24 protein-coding genes and 4 tRNA genes are annotated in these 25,482 nt (G+C 40.3%); 19 read left to right on the forward strand and 9 right to left on the reverse strand.

Translation table 11 applies throughout. From position 1 onward, the window contains the following. Positions 1–30: 30 nt before the first annotated feature. Positions 31–1,077: an AAA family ATPase gene (locus tag AC1M9F_RS08035; protein WP_481597503.1), complete on the reverse strand. Its 1,047-nt coding sequence runs from the start codon at positions 1,075–1,077 to the stop codon at positions 31–33. A gap of 228 nt (positions 1,078–1,305) precedes the next feature. Between AC1M9F_RS08035 and uvrC the strand changes: the two genes are divergently transcribed. The 5 genes from uvrC (at position 1,306) to AC1M9F_RS08060 (ending at position 5,764) form a co-directional block, all read left to right on the forward strand. Then, complete coding sequence (uvrC, locus tag AC1M9F_RS08040; protein WP_481597504.1) at positions 1,306–3,105, forward strand: excinuclease ABC subunit UvrC; 1,800 nt, start codon at positions 1,306–1,308, stop codon at positions 3,103–3,105. 115 nt (positions 3,106–3,220) lie between these two features. Continuing rightward, a complete protein-coding gene (locus AC1M9F_RS08045; protein WP_035265992.1) occupies positions 3,221–4,015 on the forward strand; it encodes an acyl-CoA thioesterase in 795 nt (264 codons plus the stop codon). A 103-nt stretch (positions 4,016–4,118) separates the two neighbouring features. Beyond that, positions 4,119–4,706, forward strand: a complete 588-nt coding sequence (gene pgsA / locus AC1M9F_RS08050) for a CDP-diacylglycerol--glycerol-3-phosphate 3-phosphatidyltransferase (RefSeq protein WP_035265993.1) — start codon at positions 4,119–4,121, stop codon at positions 4,704–4,706. Between the two features lie 57 nt (positions 4,707–4,763). Next, complete coding sequence (locus AC1M9F_RS08055; RefSeq protein ID WP_481594804.1) at positions 4,764–5,132, forward strand: hypothetical protein; 369 nt, start codon at positions 4,764–4,766, stop codon at positions 5,130–5,132. A 98-nt stretch (positions 5,133–5,230) separates the two neighbouring features. Beyond that, positions 5,231–5,764 (forward strand): DUF4269 domain-containing protein, encoded by a 534-nt coding sequence (locus AC1M9F_RS08060; protein ID WP_481597505.1) that lies wholly within the window; start codon positions 5,231–5,233, stop codon positions 5,762–5,764. Between the two features lie 3 nt (positions 5,765–5,767). On the opposite strand, the gene AC1M9F_RS08065 is transcribed toward AC1M9F_RS08060, so the two are convergent. Then, a complete protein-coding gene (locus AC1M9F_RS08065; protein WP_481588591.1) occupies positions 5,768–7,570 on the reverse strand; it encodes an ABC transporter ATP-binding protein in 1,803 nt (600 codons plus the stop codon). A gap of 135 nt (positions 7,571–7,705) precedes the next feature. Between AC1M9F_RS08065 and AC1M9F_RS08070 the strand changes: the two genes are divergently transcribed. Beyond that, complete coding sequence (locus tag AC1M9F_RS08070) at positions 7,706–8,329, forward strand: alpha-ketoglutarate-dependent dioxygenase AlkB family protein (RefSeq protein ID WP_481597506.1); 624 nt, start codon at positions 7,706–7,708, stop codon at positions 8,327–8,329. A 16-nt stretch (positions 8,330–8,345) separates the two neighbouring features. Here the strand turns inward: AC1M9F_RS08070 and ruvX are convergent, their stop codons facing one another. From ruvX to recN, 3 genes are all read right to left on the reverse strand, one after another. Next, complete coding sequence (gene ruvX, locus AC1M9F_RS08075; RefSeq protein WP_035266001.1) at positions 8,346–8,789, reverse strand: Holliday junction resolvase RuvX; 444 nt, start codon at positions 8,787–8,789, stop codon at positions 8,346–8,348. After that, positions 8,782–9,336, reverse strand: coding sequence for a YqgE/AlgH family protein (locus AC1M9F_RS08080; RefSeq protein WP_035266003.1), 555 nt, complete (start codon positions 9,334–9,336; stop codon positions 8,782–8,784). The genes ruvX and AC1M9F_RS08080 overlap by 8 nt, the downstream gene beginning before the upstream one ends. 81 nt (positions 9,337–9,417) lie before the next feature. Then, positions 9,418–11,085 carry a DNA repair protein RecN gene (gene recN / locus AC1M9F_RS08085; RefSeq protein WP_035266004.1) on the reverse strand — a complete coding sequence of 556 codons (1,668 nt, stop codon included), beginning with the start codon at positions 11,083–11,085 and terminating at the stop codon, positions 9,418–9,420. A 316-nt stretch (positions 11,086–11,401) separates the two neighbouring features. Between recN and ppnP the strand changes: the two genes are divergently transcribed. From ppnP to AC1M9F_RS08100, 3 genes are all read left to right on the forward strand, one after another. Beyond that, complete coding sequence (gene ppnP, locus AC1M9F_RS08090; RefSeq protein WP_035266006.1) at positions 11,402–11,725, forward strand: pyrimidine/purine nucleoside phosphorylase; 324 nt, start codon at positions 11,402–11,404, stop codon at positions 11,723–11,725. 136 nt (positions 11,726–11,861) lie between these two features. Next, positions 11,862–12,608 carry a 23S rRNA (guanosine(2251)-2'-O)-methyltransferase RlmB gene (rlmB, locus tag AC1M9F_RS08095; RefSeq protein WP_035266007.1) on the forward strand — a complete coding sequence of 249 codons (747 nt, stop codon included), beginning with the start codon at positions 11,862–11,864 and terminating at the stop codon, positions 12,606–12,608. Between the two features lie 6 nt (positions 12,609–12,614). Then, positions 12,615–13,541, forward strand: a complete 927-nt coding sequence (locus AC1M9F_RS08100) for a DMT family transporter (RefSeq protein WP_481597507.1) — start codon at positions 12,615–12,617, stop codon at positions 13,539–13,541. Positions 13,542–13,557: 16 nt separating this feature from the next. Here the strand turns inward: AC1M9F_RS08100 and coaE are convergent, their stop codons facing one another. Genes coaE through pilB form a run of 4 tightly spaced genes read right to left on the reverse strand, consistent with a single transcriptional unit; the run spans position 13,558 to position 18,019 of the window. After that, positions 13,558–14,160, reverse strand: coding sequence for a dephospho-CoA kinase (gene coaE, locus AC1M9F_RS08105; protein ID WP_481597508.1), 603 nt, complete (start codon positions 14,158–14,160; stop codon positions 13,558–13,560). Positions 14,161–14,202: 42 nt separating this feature from the next. Next, the gene (locus AC1M9F_RS08110; protein ID WP_481597509.1) at positions 14,203–15,063 is read right to left on the reverse strand and encodes a prepilin peptidase; all 861 of its coding nucleotides are present in this window, start codon (positions 15,061–15,063) and stop codon (positions 14,203–14,205) included. Then, positions 15,063–16,289 (reverse strand): type II secretion system F family protein, encoded by a 1,227-nt coding sequence (locus tag AC1M9F_RS08115; RefSeq protein ID WP_035266014.1) that lies wholly within the window; start codon positions 16,287–16,289, stop codon positions 15,063–15,065. The genes AC1M9F_RS08110 and AC1M9F_RS08115 overlap by 1 nt, the downstream gene beginning before the upstream one ends. A 20-nt stretch (positions 16,290–16,309) precedes the next feature. Further along, positions 16,310–18,019: a type IV-A pilus assembly ATPase PilB gene (pilB, locus tag AC1M9F_RS08120; protein ID WP_035266015.1), complete on the reverse strand. Its 1,710-nt coding sequence runs from the start codon at positions 18,017–18,019 to the stop codon at positions 16,310–16,312. A gap of 261 nt (positions 18,020–18,280) precedes the next feature. On the opposite strand from pilB, the gene tpiA reads away from it, so the two are divergent. From tpiA to AC1M9F_RS08170, 10 genes are all read left to right on the forward strand, one after another. After that, on the forward strand, positions 18,281–19,072 hold the full coding sequence (tpiA, locus tag AC1M9F_RS08125; protein ID WP_035266016.1) for a triose-phosphate isomerase: 792 nt from the start codon (positions 18,281–18,283) through the stop codon (positions 19,070–19,072). 13 nt (positions 19,073–19,085) lie between these two features. Further along, positions 19,086–19,415, forward strand: a complete 330-nt coding sequence (gene secG / locus AC1M9F_RS08130; RefSeq protein ID WP_481597510.1) for a preprotein translocase subunit SecG — start codon at positions 19,086–19,088, stop codon at positions 19,413–19,415. Between the two features lie 53 nt (positions 19,416–19,468). Next, a tRNA-Leu gene (locus AC1M9F_RS08135) sits at positions 19,469–19,553 on the forward strand. 48 nt (positions 19,554–19,601) lie between these two features. Next, positions 19,602–19,678 (forward strand) — tRNA-Met (locus AC1M9F_RS08140). A gap of 81 nt (positions 19,679–19,759) precedes the next feature. After that, positions 19,760–19,836, forward strand: a tRNA-Met gene (locus AC1M9F_RS08145). A gap of 91 nt (positions 19,837–19,927) precedes the next feature. After that, positions 19,928–20,004, forward strand: a tRNA-Met gene (locus tag AC1M9F_RS08150). A 202-nt stretch (positions 20,005–20,206) separates the two neighbouring features. Next, complete coding sequence (gene rimP / locus AC1M9F_RS08155; RefSeq protein WP_035266019.1) at positions 20,207–20,731, forward strand: ribosome maturation factor RimP; 525 nt, start codon at positions 20,207–20,209, stop codon at positions 20,729–20,731. A gap of 39 nt (positions 20,732–20,770) precedes the next feature. Beyond that, the gene (gene nusA / locus AC1M9F_RS08160; RefSeq protein ID WP_035266021.1) at positions 20,771–22,255 is read left to right on the forward strand and encodes a transcription termination factor NusA; all 1,485 of its coding nucleotides are present in this window, start codon (positions 20,771–20,773) and stop codon (positions 22,253–22,255) included. Between the two features lie 14 nt (positions 22,256–22,269). Beyond that, positions 22,270–24,984, forward strand: a complete 2,715-nt coding sequence (gene infB, locus AC1M9F_RS08165) for a translation initiation factor IF-2 (RefSeq protein WP_035266024.1) — start codon at positions 22,270–22,272, stop codon at positions 24,982–24,984. After that, a complete protein-coding gene (locus AC1M9F_RS08170; protein WP_035266025.1) occupies positions 24,984–25,388 on the forward strand; it encodes a ribosome-binding factor A in 405 nt (134 codons plus the stop codon). Before infB ends, AC1M9F_RS08170 begins: the two co-directional genes overlap by 1 nt. The last annotated feature ends 94 nt before the right edge of the window (positions 25,389–25,482 follow it).

Consider the following 25,482-nt stretch of genomic DNA (forward strand, 5'->3'; position numbering starts at 1 on the left):
TTAAAAAAAGCCCATAATGGGCTTTTTTTATTAATTGATGATCGTGAGCTGACCGTCTTTGCAATCCAGCTGGAGATGAAGTTGATCTGGATGCTTTAGAAAGTAGATCGCAATAATGGGTTCTAGTTCAGTTCTTATTTTACGTGCTAAATGACGTGCCCCAAAGCGGATATCATGACCCTGATAGAAATATGCTTTGGCAAGGTCTGATAAATGAACCTGACGTTTTTGATGTTGCAAACGAATGTTGAGTTTTTCCAGTTCAATATCAACCAATTTAGGGAGTGCATCATCTTGAACAGGTTGATAATGAAGGATACGATCAATTCGATTCAGAAATTCGGGATCAAAACTGCGATGCAGTATTTTTTCAATAATGGCTTTCGTGGGTAGGCGTTTTAAACATAGATTTTGAAGTTTTTGCGGTAAAACATTTAATTTATCTAAATATTGTTGTGCTGCGCGTGCTCCTGCATTACTGGTCATAAAGATCATACAATTACGAAAATCAATCGTTTTTGTTCCAGCAGTAAGGGTTAGACGACCTGTATCCAACACATTCATTAAGCCACGAATCACTTCGGGAGAGGCTTTTTCAAGTTCATCAAACAGCATAATGCCAGGACGGGTATGAGAGCCATTAATCGCAGTTTCATCGAATAAACTGTGACCTTCTTTCGAACCGACATATCCGGGCGGAGCGCCTGTTAAAGCGGCTGCATAATGTTCTTGAGCCAGTGTATTCATATCGATACGACAAAACGCATCAGGACGACCATAAATCGCTTCAGCAATCAAACGAACAGTCTCTGTTTTACCAACACCTGTTGGTCCAAGCATTAAGGTGACGGACAAGGGGCGTTCAGGACTTGAAAAGTCAGCTTTGACCACGTGAAGCAGTTTTTCGATTTCATCTAAGGCTGGATTTTGCCCAATGATACGATCACGCAATAACTGCATCACTTTGGCTGGTTCAAAATGAAAGCGAGACTTTCCAATGAGTCGATCTTTTTCTGAAGGACTATGGGATGAGAGTGCAGGTTGTATGGCGTGAAAAGCACGATCGGTCGCAGTCATGTTGGCGCATCCATGAATGAATCAGTTGAAAAGCATATCAAACTTGAATTTAACAACTCAGACTTTTTAACAATCAGCTGATTATAAAATCTGCGATCATTGCCCTGAACTGTTGGATCAACAAGGTTTTAAAATCGTCTACCGAAATGCACTTGAAATAGAGCGCGTTACCATCACAATAAGCTCATGCTGTTGCATGAATGACTGACTCTACATTAAAGGCTGCTTGTGAACGAAAACGCACGTGAACACATTGAAAAAATCTTAGCCAATCTTACGACTTTGCCTGGTGTCTATCGCATGTTAGGTAAAGATGGAGAGTTGTTGTATGTGGGAAAAGCCAAGAATTTAAAAAATCGTGTTTCTAGCTATTTTGTTAAAACTATTGAGCATCCCAAAACACAGGCTTTAGTTGCCCGCATTCATGATATTGAAACCATGGTGGTCCGCTCAGAAACGGAAGCATTACTTCTTGAACAAAACTTAATTAAGCTTCATCGACCGCCGTATAACATCATGCTGCGAGATGATAAATCTTACGTCTATATTTTTGTGTCCAGTGATAAGCCTTATCCACGTATTGCAGCAGGTCGTGGTAAGGGGAAACATCAAGCAGGTAAATTTTTTGGACCTTATCCAAGTGCTTTTAATGCACGTGATACATTGGTGGTCTTACAAAAATTATTCAATGTCCGCCAATGTGAAAATAGTTATTTTGCGCAACGTAAAAGACCGTGTTTGCAGTATCAAATTAAACGTTGCTCAGCTCCATGTGTGGGCATGATATCACCTGAAGATTATAAAGATGATGTCGATAACTCAATTCGTTTTTTACAAGGGGATACACGTGAGCTTAATCAAGAATTAATTGCCAAAATGGAAGCGGCAGCAGATGCTCTTGAATTTGAAAAAGCCGTTTTTTATCGTGATCGGATGGCATTATTGCGTGATGTACAAACGCAACAAGCGATTTATAAAGTCAAAGGTGAAGCAGATATATTGGCGATCGCATACCAAGCGGGGGTAACGTGCGTTCAGATTATGCATGTGCGTAATGGGAAGATGTTGGGTGGAAAAAGTTATTTCCCAGATATGTTGGGCGATGATTTGGGACAAATGCTGGCAGATTTTATCGCGAACTTTTATTTCCAAGTTGCCGATGAGATTCCAACAGAATTAATCGTCAACGTGGAGCTGCCAGACAAAAAAGACATAGAAGAGGCACTACAACAAAATTTTGGCAAAAAAATTCTGATTAAATCAAAAGTTCGAGAAACCCGTGCAGAATGGCTCGAGCTTGCGATCATGAATGTACAGCATGCCATTAAAGGACAACTTGCTAACCATTATGAATTGAATGAACGTTTTCATCAGTTAGAAGAGGTGGTCGGACGTCCAATTGATCGTATCGAATGTTTTGATATATCCCATACGATGGGCGAAGCAACAATTGCTTCTTGTGTTGTCTTTGATAGTGGAGGGGCTCGCAAGCGCGATTACCGTCAGTTTGCTATCGAAGATATCACTGGCGGTGATGATTATGCTGCCATGCGTCAGGCTTTAACACGACGCTATAAGAAAGCAATGCTGCCAGATTTGCTTCTCATCGATGGTGGTAAAGGGCAATTACATATGGCAATGCAGGTCATGCAAGATCTTGGATTGGATGCATTCATGGTGGGGGTTTCAAAAGGGGAAGGGCGTAAGCCTGGTTTGGAAACCTTACATTTCACTGATGGTACAAAGATTCAACTGCCTGAAGACCATAAAGCGCTACATTTAATTCAACAGGTTCGTGATGAGGCGCATCGATTTGCCATTACTAAACATCGTGCCAAGCGCGATAAACGTCGTGGGCAGTCAGTTTTAGAAGCTATTCCAGGGCTAGGACCAAAACGTCGCCGTGATTTATTAACACATTTTGGTGGGATTCAAGGGGTATTAAAAGCCTCTGAAAAGGATCTGAATTTAGTCCCAGGTTTTGGTGCAAATCTCGCTCGGACTGTGTACAAAATCTTGCATGAGTAATCATGCATATCAATTTGCCAAAATGATCATTGACCTGCGAGTCATTGATCATTTACCTCAATCTGAAAATTCAGCATGCTAGCGCGATAAGAAATTTAAAATAAAAGGGTTGCACATGTCATTTGGACAGGTATTTCAAGAAATTGATCAACAAGAATGGGTGGGGATCCCTGAGGGTTGGTTGCAAGGTCGTACCATTTTTGGTGGTTTAACCACGGCGATGATGCTACACAAAGCAACACAAATGATTCATGACCCTCAAAAAAGATTATTGAGCACCAGTGTGGTATTTGTGGGTCCTGTTCAGGAAAAGCCAGTCAAAGTGACAGTGGAAATTTTAAGGCAAGGTAAATCTGTGACTAATATTGAGGCTCGGATTTGGCAGGATGATGCTGTACAGGGAATTCTGCTGGCAAGTTTTGGTTCAGACCGTGAATCAGTTGTGAATATGGATCAAACTCGCACAGCACCACAGTATGATTCACCTGAAAGTTTAGTTAAGTTGCCTTATCATCCTCTTATGCCGCAATGCTATCAGAACTATGATCTGATTTGGGCTGAAGGGAAATACCCTTGTACGGCTGCTGAAAAGCCCGATTTTGGTGGGTGGTTTCGATATGCAGAATCTAGATTTGAAGCAGGTCCGCTGAGCATGCCTGAATTTATAGCAATGTTAGATATTTGGCCTGCAGGAATTTTTCCTATATTAAAAAAACCAGCACCAGGAAGTTCAATTTCTTGGTATGTGACGCTGTTAGAACCTATTCAAGCTGACCGACGAGATTGGTTTAAATATAAAGTATTTACAGATCATTCTGCGCATGGTTATTCTACTGAATATGCCCATATTTGGGACCATAATGACCGTCTCGTTGCAATTTGTAGACAGACTGTCGCGATTTTTGCCTAGTCGACAGCGGGTAGTGAATCGTTTAAAGTAAGCGGATTAAAGAATCAAAGCTCAAGTTTTTATTGCAAATTTTAGCTGTAATTGGGGCAAACTGGCGGTGTCTATGTCTACAGGTCGCATCCTGAATATACCAAATATCTTGACGCTAGCACGTATTGCGTTAATACCTGTTTTTTTAATTATTGCCTATTGGCCTCCTGCGATTGGTGTGGGTGGGCATGAAGGGGGTATGACGCGTCATATCATTCTGACTGCAATTTTTGTGATTGCTGCTGTCACAGATTGGTTTGATGGTTACTTGGCAAGAACATTGAATCAGACTTCTGCATTCGGACGTTTTTTAGATCCTGTTGCGGATAAATTAATGGTCGCGGCAGCATTGATTGTTTTGGTGCAATGGCAACCTACAATTTCGATGGCTTTTGCTGCGATTGTGATTATTTCACGCGAGATTACGGTTTCTGCTTTACGTGAGTGGATGGCTGAGCTCGGTGCACGTACCAATGTAGCTGTATCTACGGTTGGCAAATATAAAACAGCTTTTCAGATGATTGCTATTTCCGTGTTCTTACTCAATTGGAAACCACTTGAATTAGTTGCATATGGTTTGTTATATACCGCTGTAATTTTAACACTGTGGTCCATGTTTATTTATTTAAGAGCGGCATGGCCATATCTAAAACAACCCTAATGTATTTAAAGCGCCAAAAGGCGCTTTTTTTATTTCGTTGAGAACGTGATTTAAAAAATGAGAAGTAAATTTGCTATTGCTTTGAGTATCTTGTCGAGTTCAAGCATTTATGCGGATGATTTATCACGGGCACAAGAGTATTTGCATAATGATGGAATCGCGTATTGTCTATCTCATTCTGAGATTTATGCAAATGAAGCAAATATTGCGAGAGGTGGATATTTTCAACTCGGTGAGCATAGCCATGAGGCGGCAAAACAAGTGCAAAATTATATTGATCAAGCGCTCAAAGAAGCGTTAGGCAGCTATCAATATTCAAAAGAGAAAGCATACCTTATGCGTTGTTTGGAAATCTCTTATTCAACGCAGTATCGAAATTATATTAAAACTGTTTATGCGTTAGATGTTATCGAAAATCAAAAATAACCTTAATTGCTTAAGCTTTTCTGGTGATGGTTAAAGTAATTCATATTGTGAGATTCAACTGCTTTAAAGTTGAATCATCTTAGAGATTAAAAATAACAATGAAAAAAATACACTTTCAAAAAGTCATTGATGACTTAAACCTTATGGAAATACTCAAGTGGTATCAAGTTACAGTGGTCGGTACGCCACCTTTAGGAATTGCAACAGCACAAAGTGATATCGACCTCATTTGTAGTTATCCGATTGAGCAAGAGAATCATTTGATTGAAACACTAAAATTATTTCAAACATTTAAGGCATGGTGCATTGAGCGAAGTTATTTTGAACGTGATACTTGGATTTACCGATTTGAATATTGTGCTTGGTCAATTGAGATATTTTGTTCTACAACACCAATTGATCAGCAGGCGGGATTCCAGCACTTCTACGTTGAACATAGAATATTAGATTTGGCAAATGACCAATTTAAACAGGAAATCATTCGCCTTAAGCAAAAAGATATAAAAACTGAACCTGCATTTGCACAAATATTAGCGCTCGATGGTGATCCTTACACGAAGTTAAGTCAGCTATATGAAGCAGATGACTGTGTATTGATTCAACTGCTTCAATGCCAAGGTTACCTAGATTAAACTTTAACTATGGGTTTCCTCATCCCCATCGTCTTCAAAAGTTTTTGCAATTTTTTCGATATTCAAACTTTTAGCCATCGCATCAAAAATTTGTTTATATACACCGTCTTGATGGTAAAGAGCATCATGTTCTCCATGCTCGGCAATTTCGCCTTCTTTCATGACATAGGTGTAATCCGCATCAATAATTTGCGACAGGCTGTGCGAGATAATAATGACAGTACGTCCTTGTTTAATCTCATCAAGGCTTTGTTTAATTTGTTCCGAAGCAATGGCATCCAAACTCGCTGTCGGTTCATCTAAAAAGATAATCGGTGGATTTTTCAAGAACATACGAGCAATCGCAATACGCTGTTGTTGTCCTCCAGAGAGTTGCAATGCATCGGAATGATAGCCATCTGGAAGTTGTAAAATTTGCTCATGAATGGATGCTTTTTTAGCAGCAATGATCACGTCTTCTTCAGTAGCATCTGTTTTACCATAGCGAATATTTTCAAGAATAGTCCCTTGGAAAATATGATTTTTTTGTAGGACTAATCCAATATGATCTCTCAAATATTGTGTATCAATTTGATTGAGATCGATGCCATCGAGTTCGATACACCCCTGATTAGGTTCATAAAATTTATCTAAAAGACTGATTAAGGTTGATTTTCCCGCACCTGATAAGCCAACTAATGCAGTAATTTTATTGGGTCGAATCTCCATATTGATATTCTTTAGTGCGTGATGACCGTTTGGATAAAAGAATTCAACATTTTTCAGCGTAAATTTTCCTTGAATTTGCGGTTTGAGTTGACCTGTAGGTTCAATTTGATCATCTGCTTCTAAAATTTTAAAGAAGCTTTCCGAATAGATCATGGCATCATTCACTTCATCATATATACGATGTAAGGAGCGAATTGGCGCGGATACATTATTGAACAAGAGCACATGAAACATGATCATACCGATGCTCATCTGACCATCAAGCACAAAATACGCAGTTAGGATGATGATTAAAACAATACCTATTTGTTCAATAAAGGTTTTTAACCCATCAAATAAAAAGCTGACTTGACGGGTTTGCATTTGATTATCTGTGAGTTCTTTTTGTAGTTTGAGTTGTTTGGTTGATTCTATTGACTCGCGGTTGAAAGATTTGATAACCGTAATTGAATTAATAATTCCGAGGATACCTTGGCTTTTCTTTTCTCGACCATCACGTAAATTTCGACGCCAGCCTCCGAGTTTTTGTGCTTGTTTATAAGTTAACCAGAAGTAGATTGGAACGATAGTGGTCGCCACCAAGCCAACATAAAAGTTGGCGTAGTACATTAATCCTAAAGCCACGATCGCACTGGTAAATAACGGCAAAATGTCAATAAAGAATATTTGAACTAGACGAGTCAGAGAGCCAATACCACGATCGATTCGTGTTTGTAATTTGCCCGCCTGATTATTCTCTTCGTTGAAAAAAGCTAATCTATAGGTCAGAAATTTTTCAATGATGCCTTGTGCTAAATCTTGTGAAATAAAAATTCTAAGTTTTTCACCATAAAACTTTTGTCCGAATTGCACAAAAGCATTAATCACTTCTTTACCCAATAATATCGCTGTAATGGTAATCAGGATATTCCAGCCTTCAGCTAAGCCAAAACCATTTTCAACCAGCGCATTAATTTCATCAACCGCATACTGCAAAGTGAGTGCATTCACTTGAGCTGTGAAAGAGCCGATGAGTGTAAGAAAGAGAGTGGCAATCACTAAAAAGCGATAAGGTCGAACGAAAGGTTTAAGTTTTAGAAAAAGTTGCCATAAATTCATAAGCGATTGTTTTTATTGTCTAGATTTATGCCAGTCTAAGCTTGATTGTCCAGTGTCACAAGCGTTCACAATGTTTCAATTTGTCAGTTAAAATATTCAGCTAATATACGGTTATATTTTCATGGCAAATTGGTTATGAACTTCGAGCTGTTTGCACCCGAACCCAATTCAAACCTCCTACCTTGTGATGGGATTGTAGAAGATTACGGCCTTATACTTACTTATGCTGAATCACAGGATTATTTCGATTATTTTTTAGAAGGTTTGGCTTGGAAACAGGATGAAGTGATTTTATACGGCCAATATTTTAAGACGGGTCGTAAAGTCGTATGGTATGGTGACCAAAACTATCAATATCACTATTCAGGAATGGATAAACAAGCACAGATTTGGGATTTGAAATTATTAGCACTCAAGCAAAAAATTGAACTTATAACAGGAGTTCAATTTAATTCTTGTTTGGCCAATTTGTACGAAGATGGAACTCAAGGTTTAGGATGGCACAGTGATGATGAGGCTGCATTAAGAGATCCTGAACATGGCGAGACCGTCATTGCCTCACTGAGTCTCGGCGCAACCCGAAAATTTAGATTTAAACATCGTGATAAAATTCATAATGCGGAAATGTATCTACAATCAGGACAGTTGATTGTGATGAAAGGTCAAACACAGCGTTTTTGGAAACACACTTTAGCGAAATCAACCAAAGTATTAGAGCCTAGAATCAATTTAACCTTTCGCTATTTTTATCCTAGATGAAATGATAAGTATTCTATTAAGGTTGAATACCTTGAGGATTACGATACCAACTTTCAATAAATAAAGCAGCTGCCAAGCTGTCTGCGGACAACTTTTTTCCACGCCCTTGCGCCTGATAATGATCGAGTTCATCACGCGCTTCGCGAGTTGTTAATCGCTCATCCACCATCCATGTTTCTATATTGGTTTGGTGTCTTAAACGACGAGCAAATTTACGTGCTCGTGTTGATAGTTCCGATTCGCTATCATCCATATTCAGTGGTAGCCCGACTAAAAACAGATTTGGAGAATGCTGTTTTACAATTTTGAGTAGATCATCCCAATTGGGAATGCCATCTTTCATCGGTAAAAGTGAAAGTGGCGTAGCACTTTCAATAATGGACGATCCTACAGCCATTCCTGTTTTTTGTGTGCCAAAGTCAAAGGCCATAATGAGTTGAGCGGTAGTTGAATCAGGCATGTCCAATCTCAGATGAAAGCCATGTACGATCGACCCCCATTTTTCTATAGGCAGCGTCCCAGCGATCGTCATAGGGTAAGTTAAAAATCAAATCCATATCAGAGTCACAAATGAGCCAGTCACCTCGAGCGATTTCTTGCTCCAACTGGTTTTTACTCCAACTTGCATAGCCTAAAGCAATTTGATAGCGACCAACACCTTCATTGTGTGCGATTGCATCAAGAATATCCTTTGAAGTTGTTAAACAGAGATTTTCACCTACAGCGATGGACGCATGCCAAGTAGGTTGACCCGTATGAAGTACAAAACCCGCTTCTGGTCGTAAAGGACCACCTTGTAAGACATCATGTGGGTGAACATGATCTGCAACGATATCAAGATCTGTTAAGAGTTCTTTAACCTGAATCCCAGCTGGACGATTGATCATAATTCCCTGCGCACCTTCATGATCATGACGAGCAATATAGACCACACTATTTGCGAAGAAATCATCTGCTAAATCAGGTGGGGCAATCAGGCAACGGTGCGTTAGAAATTGTTTACTCACCTAATGGCTTCTCCTATGTTTGAGTATCACTTTACTTCAACATACTAGACTTATGGGTTTTCAACAATCCTTTTAAAATAATCAAGATGTGCTGGTCTGAAACTTTAATTGCCTTAATTGTTTTGCATGTTGAAGGGTGGTCTCGCTAATTTCGACACCACCAGTCATGCGAGCAAGCTCTAATATCCGTTGATCTTCATCAAGCTCAACGATAGTGCTGCTAGCAGGGTCTGTTTGCAGTTTTTTCACTAACAAATGTTGGTCCGATTGCGCTGCAACTTGGGCTTGATGTGTAATACATAGAATTTGAACATGTTGACCTAATCCAGCCAATAAGCGACCGACAATTTCAGCTGTTCCACCGCTGATGCCCACATCAATTTCGTCAAAAACGAGTACTTCAGCTTCAGTTTTTTCTGCATTCATGACTTGCATGACCAATGCAATACGTGACAATTCACCACCAGACGCAACCTTCGCAAGTGGTTGAGGTGGAATCCCTTTGTTTGCTGTGAACAATAATTGAATAAAACTAAACCCTTCAGATGAAGGTTGCTCCAGAGGATCAAAACGGAATTCAAAATGAGCTTCTGGTAAAGCCAGTTGCTTGACTTGTTCTGTTAAGAGTTTGGCTAAGGGTTCTGCTGCTTTACGACGGATATCATCCAGATATTGAGCTTTCTCTATAAACTGTTGATGTGAAATTTCAACTTGTTCAGCCAAAGTCTCTGGATCTTCAAGCTGATGTAATTGTTCTAGCTCTGCCTGCCAATGTTCGTATTCTGATTTTAAATCTTCGGGTTGTACTCGATATTTGCGCGCTAAACGATGGAATATTTCCAGTTGTGTGTTTAACTCTTCCATTCGTTCAGGATCAAAACTCTGACGGTCAATGAATTGTTTTAAATTCGCACTGGCATCATCGAGTTCACTTTGCGCATTTAATAATGAGTTATAAATTTCAGAGAGTAAATCACTACGACCTGCATGAGATTCAAGCTTGCGAATAATACTTGAAATTTCCTGAGTGATATTTTGATCAGACTCATCTAAAACGTTGATTGCATAACTACAATCTTGCATGATGTGTTCATGATGACTTAAGCGATCGAACTCTTGTTCAATTTCTTTATAGTCAAGTCGAACCACTTCTTCTAATTCTTCTAATTGAAGATTAAGTGTCTCAATGCGTTGAAGGCGGGTGGTCTGTGCATCAAGCGCAGCTTGATGCTGTCGGATATTTTTTTGCCATGTGTTATAACTGTCTTTGACAGCAAGCGTATGTTGACCAAAGTTGCTGTAACGATCTAACCAATGTTTTGGATAGGGCGGTTCTAACAGTTGTTGCTGACTATGCTGGCTGTAAAGTTGGACTAAGAGTCTGCCTATTTCCTTTAATTCTGACAGACTACTTGGACGTCCATTGATCCAAGCTTTACTACGACCTGTAGCAAATATTACCCGTCTTAGATGAATTTCACCCGATTCATCTGCCAGCTCATGAGTGCTTAACCATTCAGCTTCAGGACTTTGATCTTGATAACTAAATACGGCTGTAACATCAGCCTTATCTGAACCATAACGAACGTAATTCGTATCAGTACGCTCGCCTAAACACGCTGATAATGCATCGAGTAATAAAGATTTACCTGCACCAGTTTCACCCGTAAGAACATTGAAACCTTGATCAATATCAATGGCTAAGTTATCGGCTAAAGCAAAGTTGATCAGATTAAGGTGTGTCAGCATAAACGCATCCGAGCTGCGAAAGTGTGGATTCTAAGATAGAGAAATTTTGTTTTAGTCTCAAGTCACGACATTTGAATATGAGAACTTTTAGTTTGCATTTTAACTGAAATTAGGTTGATTACTAGTGACTGAATATATTCTTTTACCTGTGTACAAAAGATATATAGAAGAAATCAAAAAAATCTTTAAATTTCATCATTAGGGAACAAAAGTTGCTTATAAAAACCATTGCAAAACACTGATTGATTAGTTGCTCGAGCGCAATTAAACTACGGCAATTAAAATTTATAAAATGCGCATTATTTGGAGAATACGCATGTCATCACAATTTGATCATGTATCTGTCGTAAAAAAATCAAATGTTTATTTTGGCGGGACGTGTATTAGCCACACTGTTCAATTTGAAGACGGTACGAAAAAAACACTTGGGGTTATTCTACCGACGGAACAACCGCTTATTTTTGAAACACATGTACCAGAGCGTATGGAAATTATTTCTGGTGAATGTCGTGTCACAATTGCAGACAATGAAGAACATGAGCTTTTCCGTGCAGGGCAGTCGTTTTACGTGCCTGGTGAGAGCCGTTTCAAAATCGAAACAGATGACGTATTAGACTACGTTTGTCATTTCGAAGGCTAATTACCCAAAAAAAATTTGACCAACATTCAATGGTCAAATCGGTTAAACTATTCGCTATATAAAATCCTGTAAAGTTGGCTTTGCGGGATTTTTCTTTTCTATATTATTGTATTGTCTTAGTGAGTTGAGGTCGTTCATGGCTAAACCCGAATATTATTATGGCGTTCATTCTGTGGAGTCATTGTTGGAGTTAGAACCTGAACGCGTTTTGACTCTATTTGCACTAAAAGGTCGTGAAGATCAACGTTTAAAACGTATTTTTGAGTTGGCTGAACCTTTCGGAATTAGTATTCAAAAAGCGAGCCGAGACAGCCTTGAAAAACTGGCTGGACAACCTTTTCATCAAGGTGTCGTTGCTGCAGTTCGTCCTCATCCAACGCTGAATGAAAATGATCTTGAGCAATTAATCAAAAGTACAGACAATGTTTTTTTACTGGCGCTTGACCAAGTGACGGACCCGCATAATTTGGGTGCGTGTATTCGAACTGCGGCAGCCATGGGCGTACACGCGGTTGTTGTTCCTCGTGATCGTTCTGCGAGCTTAACACCAACGGCTCGTAAGGTTGCTGCTGGTGGTGCAGAGAAAGTTAAATTTATCCAAGTGACGAATTTGGCTCGTACTTTAGCCAAAATCAAAGATGATTTTAATGTACGAGTGATTGGCACGATGTTAGATGAGCATGCTCTACCTATTCACGAATGTGATTTGACTGGTCCTGTTGCAGTGATTATGGGTGCTGAAGATACTGGTTTAAGACCGATTACACAGGCGCAATGTGATCATAAAGTTTATATTCCAATGAGTGGCAATTTACAAAGTTTGAATGTGAGTGTGGCGACAGGCATGGCACTTTACGAAGCTTGTAGACAACGTCAAGCCTAATTAGAGATGGCACTTTCAGATCGAGCCCAAGGCTATTTTTTTCTTATTACTACCATGTGCATCTGGGGGGGATTTACCCTCACTGCACGATTAAATGCGCTATGGCATATCAATACGTGGGACATTGTGGCACTGCGTTTTTCACTGGCTTTTTTGATCTTAATGCCGATTCTACTTTATCGTAGAGAAGCCTCTTTTTTACTTAAAAAAGAACCATTTATCTTGGCAATGATTGGTGGTGTGATCTATTGTTTGTTGGCTTATAGCGCATTTCACTATGCACCGACTGCGCATGCTGCAATTTTTCTCAATGGTTGTATTCCTATTTGTACTGCCATTGTGGCTTTTATATTGATGAAGCAGGCTTTTGATCGTCATACATGGGCAAGTTTGATCATTATGATCACCGTGCTCGGTATTATGAGTCTCCTGATGTATCGTGAATCAGGCATTCCTTTTGGTGCTGGTGATGGATTATTCTTCTTGAGCGCCATTTTTTGGGCAATATTTACCGTATTACTGCGTAAATTCCAACTGAGTGCATGGCAGGCGATGTGTGGAGTTGCCATCTGGTCAGCCGTGATTTATGTACCCATTTACGTGTTATTTTTACCTAAAAATCTTAGTACTCCTGAGCCTCAGCATTTACTGTTTCAAACAATATTTCATGGCATATTCGTGGTCATTATTGCAACATTAACTTATGTGGAAGCGATTAAAAGACTCGGGGCTTTTAAAGCAGGGAGCATTACCAATTTAGCGCCTTTTTTAGCTGCAATTTTGGCAGTGCCTTTGTTAAATGAACCTTTAAGTATTGCAATGTTATTTGGGTTGTTGGGTATGGCGATAGGCGCATTACAACCATGGCGATGGCTGGGTCGCCAAGATGCACTAAGCCAAAAACTTGAGCAACAAAAAAAGCAGTCTTCTTAGACTGCTTTTTTTTAATCTAAGCTTGTTGTGCAAGACTAAGATAATATTGGTGTTTTACAGCGAGTTGTTGATAGAGATGATCAAGCTCACCATCATTTATAACAACATCGTCTGCACGTTTTAATTTTTCTTCACGAGACATTTGCGCACTCATTATCTTTTTAATTTGCTCAATGTCTTGATGATCACGTTGCGAAGCACGCAAGATTTGTAATTCTGTTGATGCATCGATCAGTAAAGTACGTTGAGTAAGTTGGTGTTGATTGGTTTCAAACAAGAGTGGGGAAACTAAAATGGCATAAGGACTGGTCGCCCGTTGTAGTTGTTCAATAATCGATAGGCGAATTGCAGGATGCGTAATATTTTCTAATATCTTTCTAGCTTCAGGATGTTTAAAAATATGGTCTCTTAACGCTCTGCGGTCGAGTGCGCCATCTTCCAATAGCACCCAATCCCCAAAATGATCTTTAATTTTTTGTAGTGCAGGTTTTCCAATTTCAACCACTTCACGTGCCACGATATCTGCATCAACAACGGTAATCCTTTGTTTTTCAAACCACTGACTTGCAGCAGTTTTTCCACTACCAATACCACCTGTTAAGCCCAAAATAAAGCGCATGTAAAAAAACCTTGTAATTATCATAATGGGGCTTATTTTAGCTTAACCCCCTAAATAAACCTTCATAATTTCGTTACCCCATAAGAATGCAATCCATCCAGCAATCGCAATATAAGGTCCAAAAGCAAAGGGCTGATTTTCTTTTTTGACTTTCATCAAAATGATGCCGATGATTGCACCGACTAAGGATGAAAGTAGGACAATGAGCGGTAATAAAAATGGACCCATCCATGCACCAAGCGCGGCCAGTAATTTGAAGTCGCCATATCCCATTCCTTCTTTGCCTGTCACGATTTTAAATAAATAGTACACCACCCATAAACAGAGGAAACCAATCAAATATCCCCAAATTGCGGAGGTAGGTGAGGTGTAGAGTGCATAGCTATTTACCGCTAAACCAAGTGCAGCCAAGGGGAGAGTATATCGATCGGGTAAAAGTTGTGTATCGAAGTCGATGAATGTGAGTGCGATCAGTGTCCACGTTAAAATTAAGCCAAAAAGCATTTGTAGGCTTGGACCAAATACCGCGACGACCATTAATGAGCAAACAGCAGTCAAAACTTCTACCAGTGGATAACGAATGCTGATCGGATTTTCACATTCACCACATTTTCCACGCAAAAATAACCAACTTATCACGGGGATATTTTGATACCAACGAATAGGTGTTTTACATTTTGGGCAGGTCGATGCAGGTTTACTTAGCGTGAGCTTATCTTCATCAATTATGGCTTGGTCGGGATGTAAAAACATCTGACAGTCTTGACGCCATTCTTGCTCCATCATTTTAGGTGTGCGGTAAATGACAACATTTAAAAAACTGCCGACACATAAGCTGATGATTCCTACAGTTAAATAGAGTGCTGTAGGCGATTGAATTAAATACGCAATTATTTCGTTCATTACACCACAGAACCCATTTGGAAGATTGGAAGATACATTGCGATGACTAAACCGCCGACCAAGACACCTAGAATGGCCATAATCAAAGGCTCCATCATGGAGGTTAAGCCATCGACAGCATTGTCGACTTCACTTTCATAATGGGTTGCAACCTTATCTAGCATAGCATCGAGTGAACCCGATTCTTCACCAATCGCTACCATTTGCACAGCCATAGATGGGAATAAATTGGTCGAGCGCATAGCGAAATGAAGTTGTTGACCAGTCGCAACGTCGTCACGAATACGCATAACTGCTTGCTCATATACCACGTTATTCGTTGCACCAGCTGTTGATTGGAGTGCATCGATTAAAGGGACGCCGGCAGCAAATGTGGTTGAAAGTGTACGGCTATAACGTGCGATAATTGCTTTATAAACCAAATCACCAAAAATAGGCAGCCTTAAAGCCGTGCGATCTAATGCATCCGCAAATTTTTGACTACGTTTTTTGGCTTCAATAAAGCCGATAATGGTCAGCGCGATACCGATAATTAAAATAAACCAATATTTTTGCACCCACTCAGACATTGCCACTACGAGTTGCGTGAACGCAGGTAAGTCTGCGCCAAATGAGCTAAACATCTCAGAGAAGACAGGAACCACTTTGACCATCAAAATAATGGTCACAATAATTGCAACAACAATGACAGCAATTGGATACTTCATCGCTTTTTTAATTTTTTGTTTGAGAACTTCACTTTTTTCTTTATAAATCGCGACTCGATCGAGCATGGTTTCAAGCGCACCTGATTGCTCACCTGATTCTACCAATGAGCAGAATAACTGATCAAAATGCTGAGGATATTTGCGTAGTGCACCTGCAAAAGTATTACCACCTTCGACCTCAGTTTTAATACCCAAAACCACTTCACGCATTGCAGGATTATCTAAGCCTTCTGCAACAATTTCAAAGCTTTGAACAAGTGGTACACCTGCTTTCATCATGGTGGCAAGCTGACGCGTAAAGATGGTGATGTCCAAAGTAGACACTTTCTTCTTCATTAAGCCTTCAAGAATATTCTTGCGCTTCTCGCGGATACTACGCACCGTAATGCCTTGTTTGCGGAGCATGACTTTTGCAAGTTGAATATTACGCGCAGGCATTTCACCTTTAACTTTGGTTCCCTTGCGATCCACGCCGTCATATACAAACGTTGGCATCATCTGTGCTTTTTTCACCGCCATAATGATTTCCTTATTTTTAATTATTCACTGGTCACTCGATTCACTTCTTGTAAAGAAGTAAGTCCGTTCATGACCTTAATTAATCCTGAACGTCGAAGATTCTTAAACCCCAGTCTTTCAGATGCAGCTGCAATCTCTAATGCATTGCCATCATCCATAATAATCTTCGAAATTTCAGGTGTCACTTTCATGACTTCATAAATACCGACACGTCCTTTATAACCATCACGGCACTCAGGACAACCGACAGGTTGATAAATTTTAAAATCTGGATCTGCTAAATCCTGTTCTGTGAATCCCATTTCTAACAAACTTGGTTTAGGAATATCAGCAGGTACTTTACAGTGTACACACAGTCGTCTAGCAAGTCGTTGAGCAATGACGAGATTCACCGAAGTTGCAATATTAAAAGAGGGAACCCCCATATTGCGCAACCGGGTTAAGGTTTCAGGAGCACTATTGGTATGAAGTGTAGACATCACCATGTGGCCTGTTTGTGCTGCCTTAATTGCAATTTCAGCTGTTTCGAGATCTCGAATCTCCCCGACCATAATAATATCAGGATCTTGACGCAGGAATGATTTCAATGCGACTGAGAAGCTTAAGCCCACTTTATAGTTGACGTTGACCTGATTAATGCCTTCTAAGTTAATTTCTACGGGATCTTCTGCTGTAGAGATGTTGGCATTTTCAGTATTTAAAATATTCAATCCTGTATAAAGCGATACTGTTTTACCAGAACCTGTTGGACCCGTAATCAGTAACATGCCTTGAGGCTTCTCAAGTGCCTCAAGGAATAAAGCTTTCTGATCTTCTTCATAACCTAATGCATCAATACCGAGCATTGCACTAGACGGATCCAAAATACGTAATACGATTTTTTCACCAAATAAGGTTGGCAATGAGTTAACACGAAAATCAATCGCTTTAGTACGAGATAATTTAAGCTTAATACGGCCATCTTGAGGAATACGCTTTTCTGAAATATCCATTTGAGACATAACTTTCAAGCGTGAAGCTAATCGATTCGCGAGTTGCAATGGTGGATTTGCAATAGTTCTTAAAACACCATCAACGCGGTATCGAACTCGGTACGTTTTTTCATAAGGTTCGAAGTGTAAATCTGATGCACCCATGCGAATGGCGTCAACCAAAAGCTTGTTGATGTACTTAACAATCGGGGAATCATCACCTGAAGGACCATCATCGTTATTATTTTGCGGTGTATCGTTCTCGACCACGTTAACGTCAAGATCTTCATCACCGAAATTGAAATTCTCATTTTCAGAAAAATGCTTTTCGATCAGTTTTTCAAGTTTATTATGTTCTACAGTAATAGGAACGACGTTTAATTTACTATTAAATCGAATTGCTTCCAATGCTTCGATATCTGTAGGATCACTCGTCGCTACAAATAAAGATATACCTCGTTGATATAAAGGTAAGATTAAATGTTTTGTAACAAGATTTTCTGCAACGATATCTTTGGGTAGTAACTCAACATTATATGCATCTAAATCGAACAATGGCTCCCCAAACTCTTGAGCAACCATTTCAGCAATCGTATTTGCTCGTATTTTGAGATGTTCAACGAGGTAAGGTACTAATTTTTGATGAGATTTTTTTGAATTAATAATAGCATTTTGCATTTGCTGGGAGGTCAAAATGCCTTCATCAACCAAACGACGACTTAACCCAGAAAATTTTGGCCCACTTTGATCTAAAGTCATCCCCAATACGCCTTAAATTCATTTTATAATTCGAATATTAAAATTATACGGTTATAAGTAGAAAATTCTATACTTAAAATCATTAATATTATCCGAAAACTATGAAAAAATTGAATTTTTTCACTTATTCTGTTGGGTATTGTGTCTTATGTTGTCTTTTTTTAAAGAATTCTAGGTGCTGAATCTGTATCCATTGAATTTTTACGTTAATTTTTTAAAATCCGTGTAGAATGTGCGCATTTTTGATAGAAGGTTAGATCTATGTCGGGTTCGACAATTACTCCGTGGGTTGTAGGCAATTGGAAAATGAACCCAATGCAGGCTAACACGCAACAGCTTTTAGCTGATTTGAAACAACAGCTTGAGCAAGCTTCAATCGCTCATGATGTTTGTAAAATTGGTGTTGCGCCAACTTTATTGGCTTTACTCCAAGTAAAAAATGAACTTGCAACAGATGCTCATGAAGTGTTTGTGGTCGCTCAAGATGTATCACGTATTGCGGGTACTGGTGCATTTACAGGTGAAGTTAGCGCAGATCTTTTAAAGGATAGCCAAGTCGATTATGTATTAATTGGACATTCTGAACGTCGTGAAATATTTAATGACACGCCTGCGATTCTTAATGAAAAAATAAAAAATGCTTTAGCTGCTAACTTACATATCATCTATTGTGTGGGTGAAAGCCTTGAACAGCGTGAAAGTGGGCAAGCTGAGCAAGTGGTGTTACAACAAATTTGTGACATTGCAGGTGTTGTGAATCCAGAGCAATGGGTGCATATTACCGTCGCCTACGAGCCAATTTGGGCAATTGGAACTGGTAAAACAGCTTCCCCGGATGATGCACAAGCAATGCATGCTAAAATTCGTGAAGGATTGAGTCAAATTACACCTGAAGGTCAAAACATAGCAATTCTTTATGGTGGTAGTGTAAAACCTGAGAATGCTGTTGAATTGGCAGCATGCCCTGATATCAATGGTGCCCTCGTAGGCGGTGCATCACTCAATGCAGAATCATTTGTTCAAATTGCGCAAGCATTTGCCCAATCAAAATAATTAGGAGTTCATCATGCAATCTTTTGTACTGGTGCTACACATCATTTTAGCGTTATTGATGATTATTTTAATTCTAGTACAGCATGGTAAAGGTGCAGATGCAGGTGCGTCTTTTGGCGGTGGCGGTGCAGCGACTGTATTCGGCGCTTCTGGTTCTGGTAACTTCTTAACTCGTTTAACCGGGATACTTACTGCTTTATTCTTTATCACAAGTATTAGCTTGGCTTACTTTGCGAAGCAGCAAACGACAGATGCTTATGGTTTGAAAACGATTAACTCAACTGAGCAAGTTGATCAAAAATCGCCTGAAACTTCATCAACTGCACCAAAACCAGCTGAATAATTGAATATTTCGCTTTCAATTTTTCATTGAAACCACTAGAATGCGTCACAGCTGCGGTGGTGGTGGAATTGGTAGACACGCTACCTTGAGGTGGTAGTGCTTTCGGGCGTGGGGGTTCAAGTCCCCCCTTCCGCACCAACTTATAATCCAGAAGTTTAAGTTGGTGTTTGCGGCAAAATCTGTTGATGCGGGATGGAGCAGTCTGGTAGCTCGTCGGGCTCATAACCCGAAGGTCGTTGGTTCAAATCCAGCTCCCGCTACCAATCAATCCTATAATTAAGATGCAAACTTAAGATAGGCAACTTAAACAAAGTTTGAGTTGAGATATACTTTTTGCACGTTGATGCGGGATGGAGCAGTCTGGTAGCTCGTCGGGCTCATAACCCGAAGGTCGTTGGTTCAAATCCAGCTCCCGCTACCACTTTTGATTAAGGTGCAACTTAATCAAGTCTAATTAGAAAGTTTTTCTGATTGAAAAATGATTCAAATTTAGATATAATTTTGCACGTTGATGCGGGATGGAGCAGTCTGGTAGCTCGTCGGGCTCATAACCCGAAGGTCGTTGGTTCAAATCCAGCTCCCGCTACCAAGTTTCTAAAGAGGCTCACAACTAGGTGGGCCTTTTTGCACAGTGGGCATTGCTTTTCTGTGCAATAATGGGGGCGAATGCGCCCTTTTTTGTTATCTATCGTGTAGTGTGGACATCAATTGGTCAAATAATCATGCTATCACTATAGTTAGTCTGTGTCGGTCTGTTGGCCGATTGAATCGCACATAAATGACGAGAGTAAATGAAGTTATCAAATAAAACCCAAGCATTGTATGAACTGATCGCACCCGCTGTTGAGGCGTGCGATGTTGAACTATGGGGTTTAGAATTTACACCTCAGGGTAAGCGTTCGCTAGTACGTATCTACATTGACAAGCCTGAAGATCCAAACAAAGAACCTGTTATTTCCGAAGACGGTGAAATTGATCTTGGTCGTGGTGTGGGTGTGCAAGATTGTGTACGTGTTACCCAACAAGTTGGTGCAATCCTCGATGTTCATGATCCAATTTCTGGTGAATATGCATTAGAAGTTTCATCACCAGGTTGGGATCGCACTTTCTTTAAACTTGAACAGATGCAAGCATATATTGGTCAACAAGTTGCTTTACGTTTGATTTCTGCAGTGGATAACCGCCGTAAATTCCAAGCGAAACTGGTTGCTGTAGATGTAGAAAATGAAATGATCCAAGTTGAAGTTGAAAAGCAACAAGTGCTCGAGATCGATAGTCACAATATCGATAAGGCCAACTTGATCTACCAAGACTAAATTAATCTTAACTAAAAGAATTTGAATAGTAGGTGACTTATGGGCCGTGAAATTCTTACCGTTGCTGAGACGGTTAGTAATGAAAAAGGTGTTAGTCGTGAAGCGATTTTCGAAGCGCTCGAGCAAGCTCTAGTTGCTGCAACGAAGAAAAAATTCTACGAAGGCACAAATTCTGAAGAAGCACAGTTGCGCGTTGAAATCGATCGTAAGACTGGTGAATACCGTACTTTCCGTCAATGGACTGTAGTAGCAGATGAAGATCATGAAATGCCTGCATGCCAAGACGCGATTTCTGATGTGGACCCAGCGAAATGGTCAATCGGTGATGTGCGTGAGCTTGAAGTAGAATCAATTGAATTTGGTCGTATTGCAGCTCAAATCGCGAAGCAAGTTATTGTTCAGAAAATTCGTGAAGCTGAACGTGCGCTTATTGCAGATGCATATGAATCTAAAGTTGGTGAGTTAATTTACGGTGAAGTAAAGAAACAAACTAAAGATGGTTTCATTATTGACCTCGGTGAGAATGCGGAAGCATATCTTGCACGTGAAGAAATGATCGCAAAAGAAATTTTACGTCCTAAACAGCGTGTAAATGCGATTTTATTTAACGTAAACCGTGAAGGTCGTGGTGCACAGCTACAACTTTCTCGTGCTAAGCCAGAAATGTTAATGGCATTGATGAAAAAAGAAATTCCAGAAATTTCTGAAGAAATCATCGAAATTAAAGCTGCTGCACGTCAACCGGGTGTTCGTGCTAAAATTGCAGTGAAAACGAACGATCATCGTATTGATCCAGTTGGTGCATGTATTGGTATGCGTGGAACACGTATCCAAGCTGTACAGCAAGAATTGAACGGTGAGCGTATTGATGTTGTAGTTTGGTCAGATGATCCAGCTCAATATATCGCAAGTGCTTTAGAGCCAGCAGATGTATCGGGTATTGTGATTGATGAAGAAGAACGCACAGCAGATATTATTTTTGCTACAAGCGATCAATTGGCGCGTGCAATTGGTTCTCAAGGTCAAAACGTACGTTTAGCTTCTGAGTTAACTGGTTACAAGCTCAATATGATGCTTGAAGAAGAGTACCGTGCTCGTCAACAAAATGAAGCACAGCAATATCTCGATATGTTTGTAGGTCGTCTTGATATTGAAGAAGACCTTGCGATGGCATTGGTAGAAATGGGCTTTACTTCACTTGAAGAGATTGCTTACGTTCCAGCTGAAACATTTGATGAAATCGAATTAGATGCAGAAACGGTTGAGCTTTTACAAAGCCGTGCGAAAGAAGTTGCATTAGCAGATGCACTGAAAGAGCAAGAAAATATTCAAGAACCGAGCGAAGAGCTTCTAGCGATGGAAGGAATGAGTTCAGAGCTTGCTTATGCATTAGCGGCTCGCGGTGTAATCACAGTAGATGATTTAGCAGATCAGGCAACTGATGATATCTCTGATATCGAAGGTTTAGGTGCTGAGAAAGCAGGTCAATTGATCATGAAAGCACGTGAATCATGGTTTAATTAACGAGGAGGTCATACATGACGGATAAGTCAATTAAAGAGTTAGCAGTCAGCGTAGGTCTTCCAGTTGAAAAACTATTAGATCAGGTGCGAGATGCTGGGTTGCCTCAATCTAAGGCAGAAGACACAATCTCAGTAGAACAGCAAGACCGTTTAGTCGCTCATTTGAAAAAAGCGCATGGGCAAGACAGCGGCAGCGCAGGAAAAATCACGTTGAAACGTAAAACTACGAGTACTGCAAAAGTAGCAAGTACATCAGGTAAAGCTAAAACTATTAACGTAGAAGTTCGTAAGAAGCATACGTTCACTAAGCCAGATCCTGAACAAATTAAAGCTGAAGCATTGGCAAAAGCAAAAGCTGAAACTGAAGCAAAGGCACAGCAAAAAGTTGAAGTTAAACCAGCTCAAGCTGAAGAGAAAGCGCAACCTGCAGTAAGTAAAGCGAAAGCGAACTTAGATGCAATGCGTGCTGCAGCGAAACAATCGAGTGAGAAGCAAGAAGTTGCTAAAGCTGCGGTTGTGGTTAAGCGCAAGTCAACAAATAAACCGATTGTTAAACAAGCAACTAAGCCAACTGAAACTGCAGAACAGAAAAAAGCACGTGAAGCTGAAGCTGCTAAATTAAAAGCAGTCGAAGAAGCAGCACGTCGTAAAGCAGCTGAAGAAGCACAACAACGTACGCTTGAACAAATGCGTCAGATGGCTTCTAAGTACTCTAATGAAGATGCAACTGCAACGATTCGTGTGGTCGATGATTCTCCATTGGCTGCTGGTCTTGTTGGTCAAGCATACGAAGATTCATTCGCGAAAGAAGACCGTGACATTAAGCGTGGTAATAACACACCAGGTGCACGTTCTCCTAAGAAAGGTGGTCGTCGTGGTCAAGAAGAGCAATCTTTCCGTGACAACTCTCATAAACGTGGTTTGAAATCAAGCCAAGCTAATAAACATGGTTTCGAGAAGCCAGTTAAAAAGCAAGTTTATGATGTTGAAATCGGTGCAACTATTGTTGTTGCTGACCTTGCTGCCAAAATGGCGATTAAGGTTCGTGAAGTAATTAAAACACTCATGAAAATGGGTGAGCTTGTCACTCAAAACCAATCAATCGACCAAGATACAGCAGTTCTAGTGGTTGAAGAAATGGGTCATAACCCAGTTCTAGTATCAGATACTCAAGCGGAAGATAACTTGCTTGAAGCGGCTGAAGAAGCACGTGGTGCACAAACAACGCGTCCACCAGTGGTTACTATCATGGGTCACGTTGACCATGGTAAGACATCGCTTCTTGATCGTATTCGTCGTGCGAAAGTAGCGCAAGGTGAAGCGGGCGGTATTACACAGCATATCGGTGCTTATCACGTTACAACGGATAAAGGTATTATCACTTTCTTAGATACTCCGGGACACGCAGCATTTACTGCGATGCGTTCACGTGGTGCGAAAGCAACTGATATCGTTGTATTGGTGGTTGCAGCTGATGATGGTGTTATGCCACAAACAGCGGAAGCGATTGACCATGCTCGTGCAGCAGGTACGCCAATCATTGTTGCAATCAACAAGATGGATAAAGAATCTGCTGATCCAGATCGCGTATTGAATGAATTGACAACTAAAGAAATCGTGCCTGAGCAATGGGGTGGTGATGTCCCTGTCGCGATGGTTTCTGCGCACACCGGTGCAGGTATTGATGAACTTCTTGACTTGATCTTGATTCAATCTGAACTTCTAGAGCTTAAAGCTTCTGAAGAAGGTGCGGCACAAGGTGTTGTAATCGAAGCACGTGTTGATAAAGGCCGTGGTGCGGTTACTTCGATTCTTGTTCAAAATGGTACATTAAAAGTAGGTGACCTTGTTCTAGCTGGTGCATCTTACGGTCGTGTACGTGCGATGACTGATGAAAATGGTCAACGTATTAAGTCTGCAGGTCCATCGATTCCAGTTGAAATCTTAGGTCTTCCAGAAGCGCCAATGGCAGGTGACGAAGTTCTTGTTGTAAATGATGAGAAGAAAGCACGTGAAGTGGCTGATGCGCGTATGGATCGTGAACGTCAAAAACGTTTAGAGCGTCAATCTGCAATGCGTCTTGAAAACTTAATGGCTTCTATGGGCAAAAAAGATGTGCCGATTGTGAATGTTGTTCTGAAGACAGATGTTCGCGGTACATTGGAAGCGCTTCATGTTGCATTGGCTGAACTTTCAACTGATGAAGTGAAAGTGCGTGTAATTGGTTCAGGTGTTGGTGCGATTACTGAGTCTGATGTCACACTTGCAGAATCTTCAGAAGCATTCTTATTAGGCTTTAACGTTCGTGCAGATAATACAGCGCGCCAAAAAGCTGACGCAGATGGTATCGACATCCGTTACTACTCAATCATTTACCAATTGATTGATGATGTGAAAGATGCAATGAGTGGTAAGCTTGCACCAGAACATCGTGAAACAATTCTTGGTGTGGCTGAAGTACGTGAAGTATTCCACTCGAGTAAGTTTGGTGCTGCAGCAGGTTGTATGGTTCTTGAGGGCTTATTACACCGCAATAAACCAATTCGTGTCTTACGTGATGACGTGGTTGTGTTCCAAGGTGAACTTGAATCACTTCGCCGTTATAAAGAAGTGGTTGAAGAAGTTCGTGCTGGTATGGAATGTGGTCTTGCAGTCAAAGGCTATAAAGACATCAAAGTACTCGATAAAATCGAAGTCTATGATGTTCAATTAATTAAACGGAGTCTTTAATGGCGGGTAGTCAACGTCTTAAGCGTATGGCGGACACGGTTCAGCGAGAATTATCTGAACTCATCCGTCAGGAGCTGAAAGATCCACGCTTAGGTGGTCTTGTGACCATCTCAGCGGTGAAAGTGAGCCCAGATTTAGGCTATGCTGAAGTTTATGTCACTGTCATGGGGCGTGAACTAGGTGATGAGCAAAGTGAAGCAGCAAATAAAGATACTCTAGATGTTTTAAATAAAGCATCAGGTTTTCTGCGTCATGAGCTGAGTCGTCGTATTAAGACACGTATCACACCTCGTTTACGTTTCCATTATGATAAAACTAATGCATACGGAAACTACATGTTTGGTCTAATTGCTGAAGCTGTGAAGGACTTACCTCCAGCTGACGATAAAAAAGACGAAGAGTAATTTCAAACAAAAAGCCACCTTAGGGTGGCTTTTTTTATCTTAATGTTTTTATATAAATTAAAGCCATAAAATAAATGCTACATTCAATTTTGAA

The organism is Acinetobacter sp. ANC_7504 (assembly GCF_056779995.1).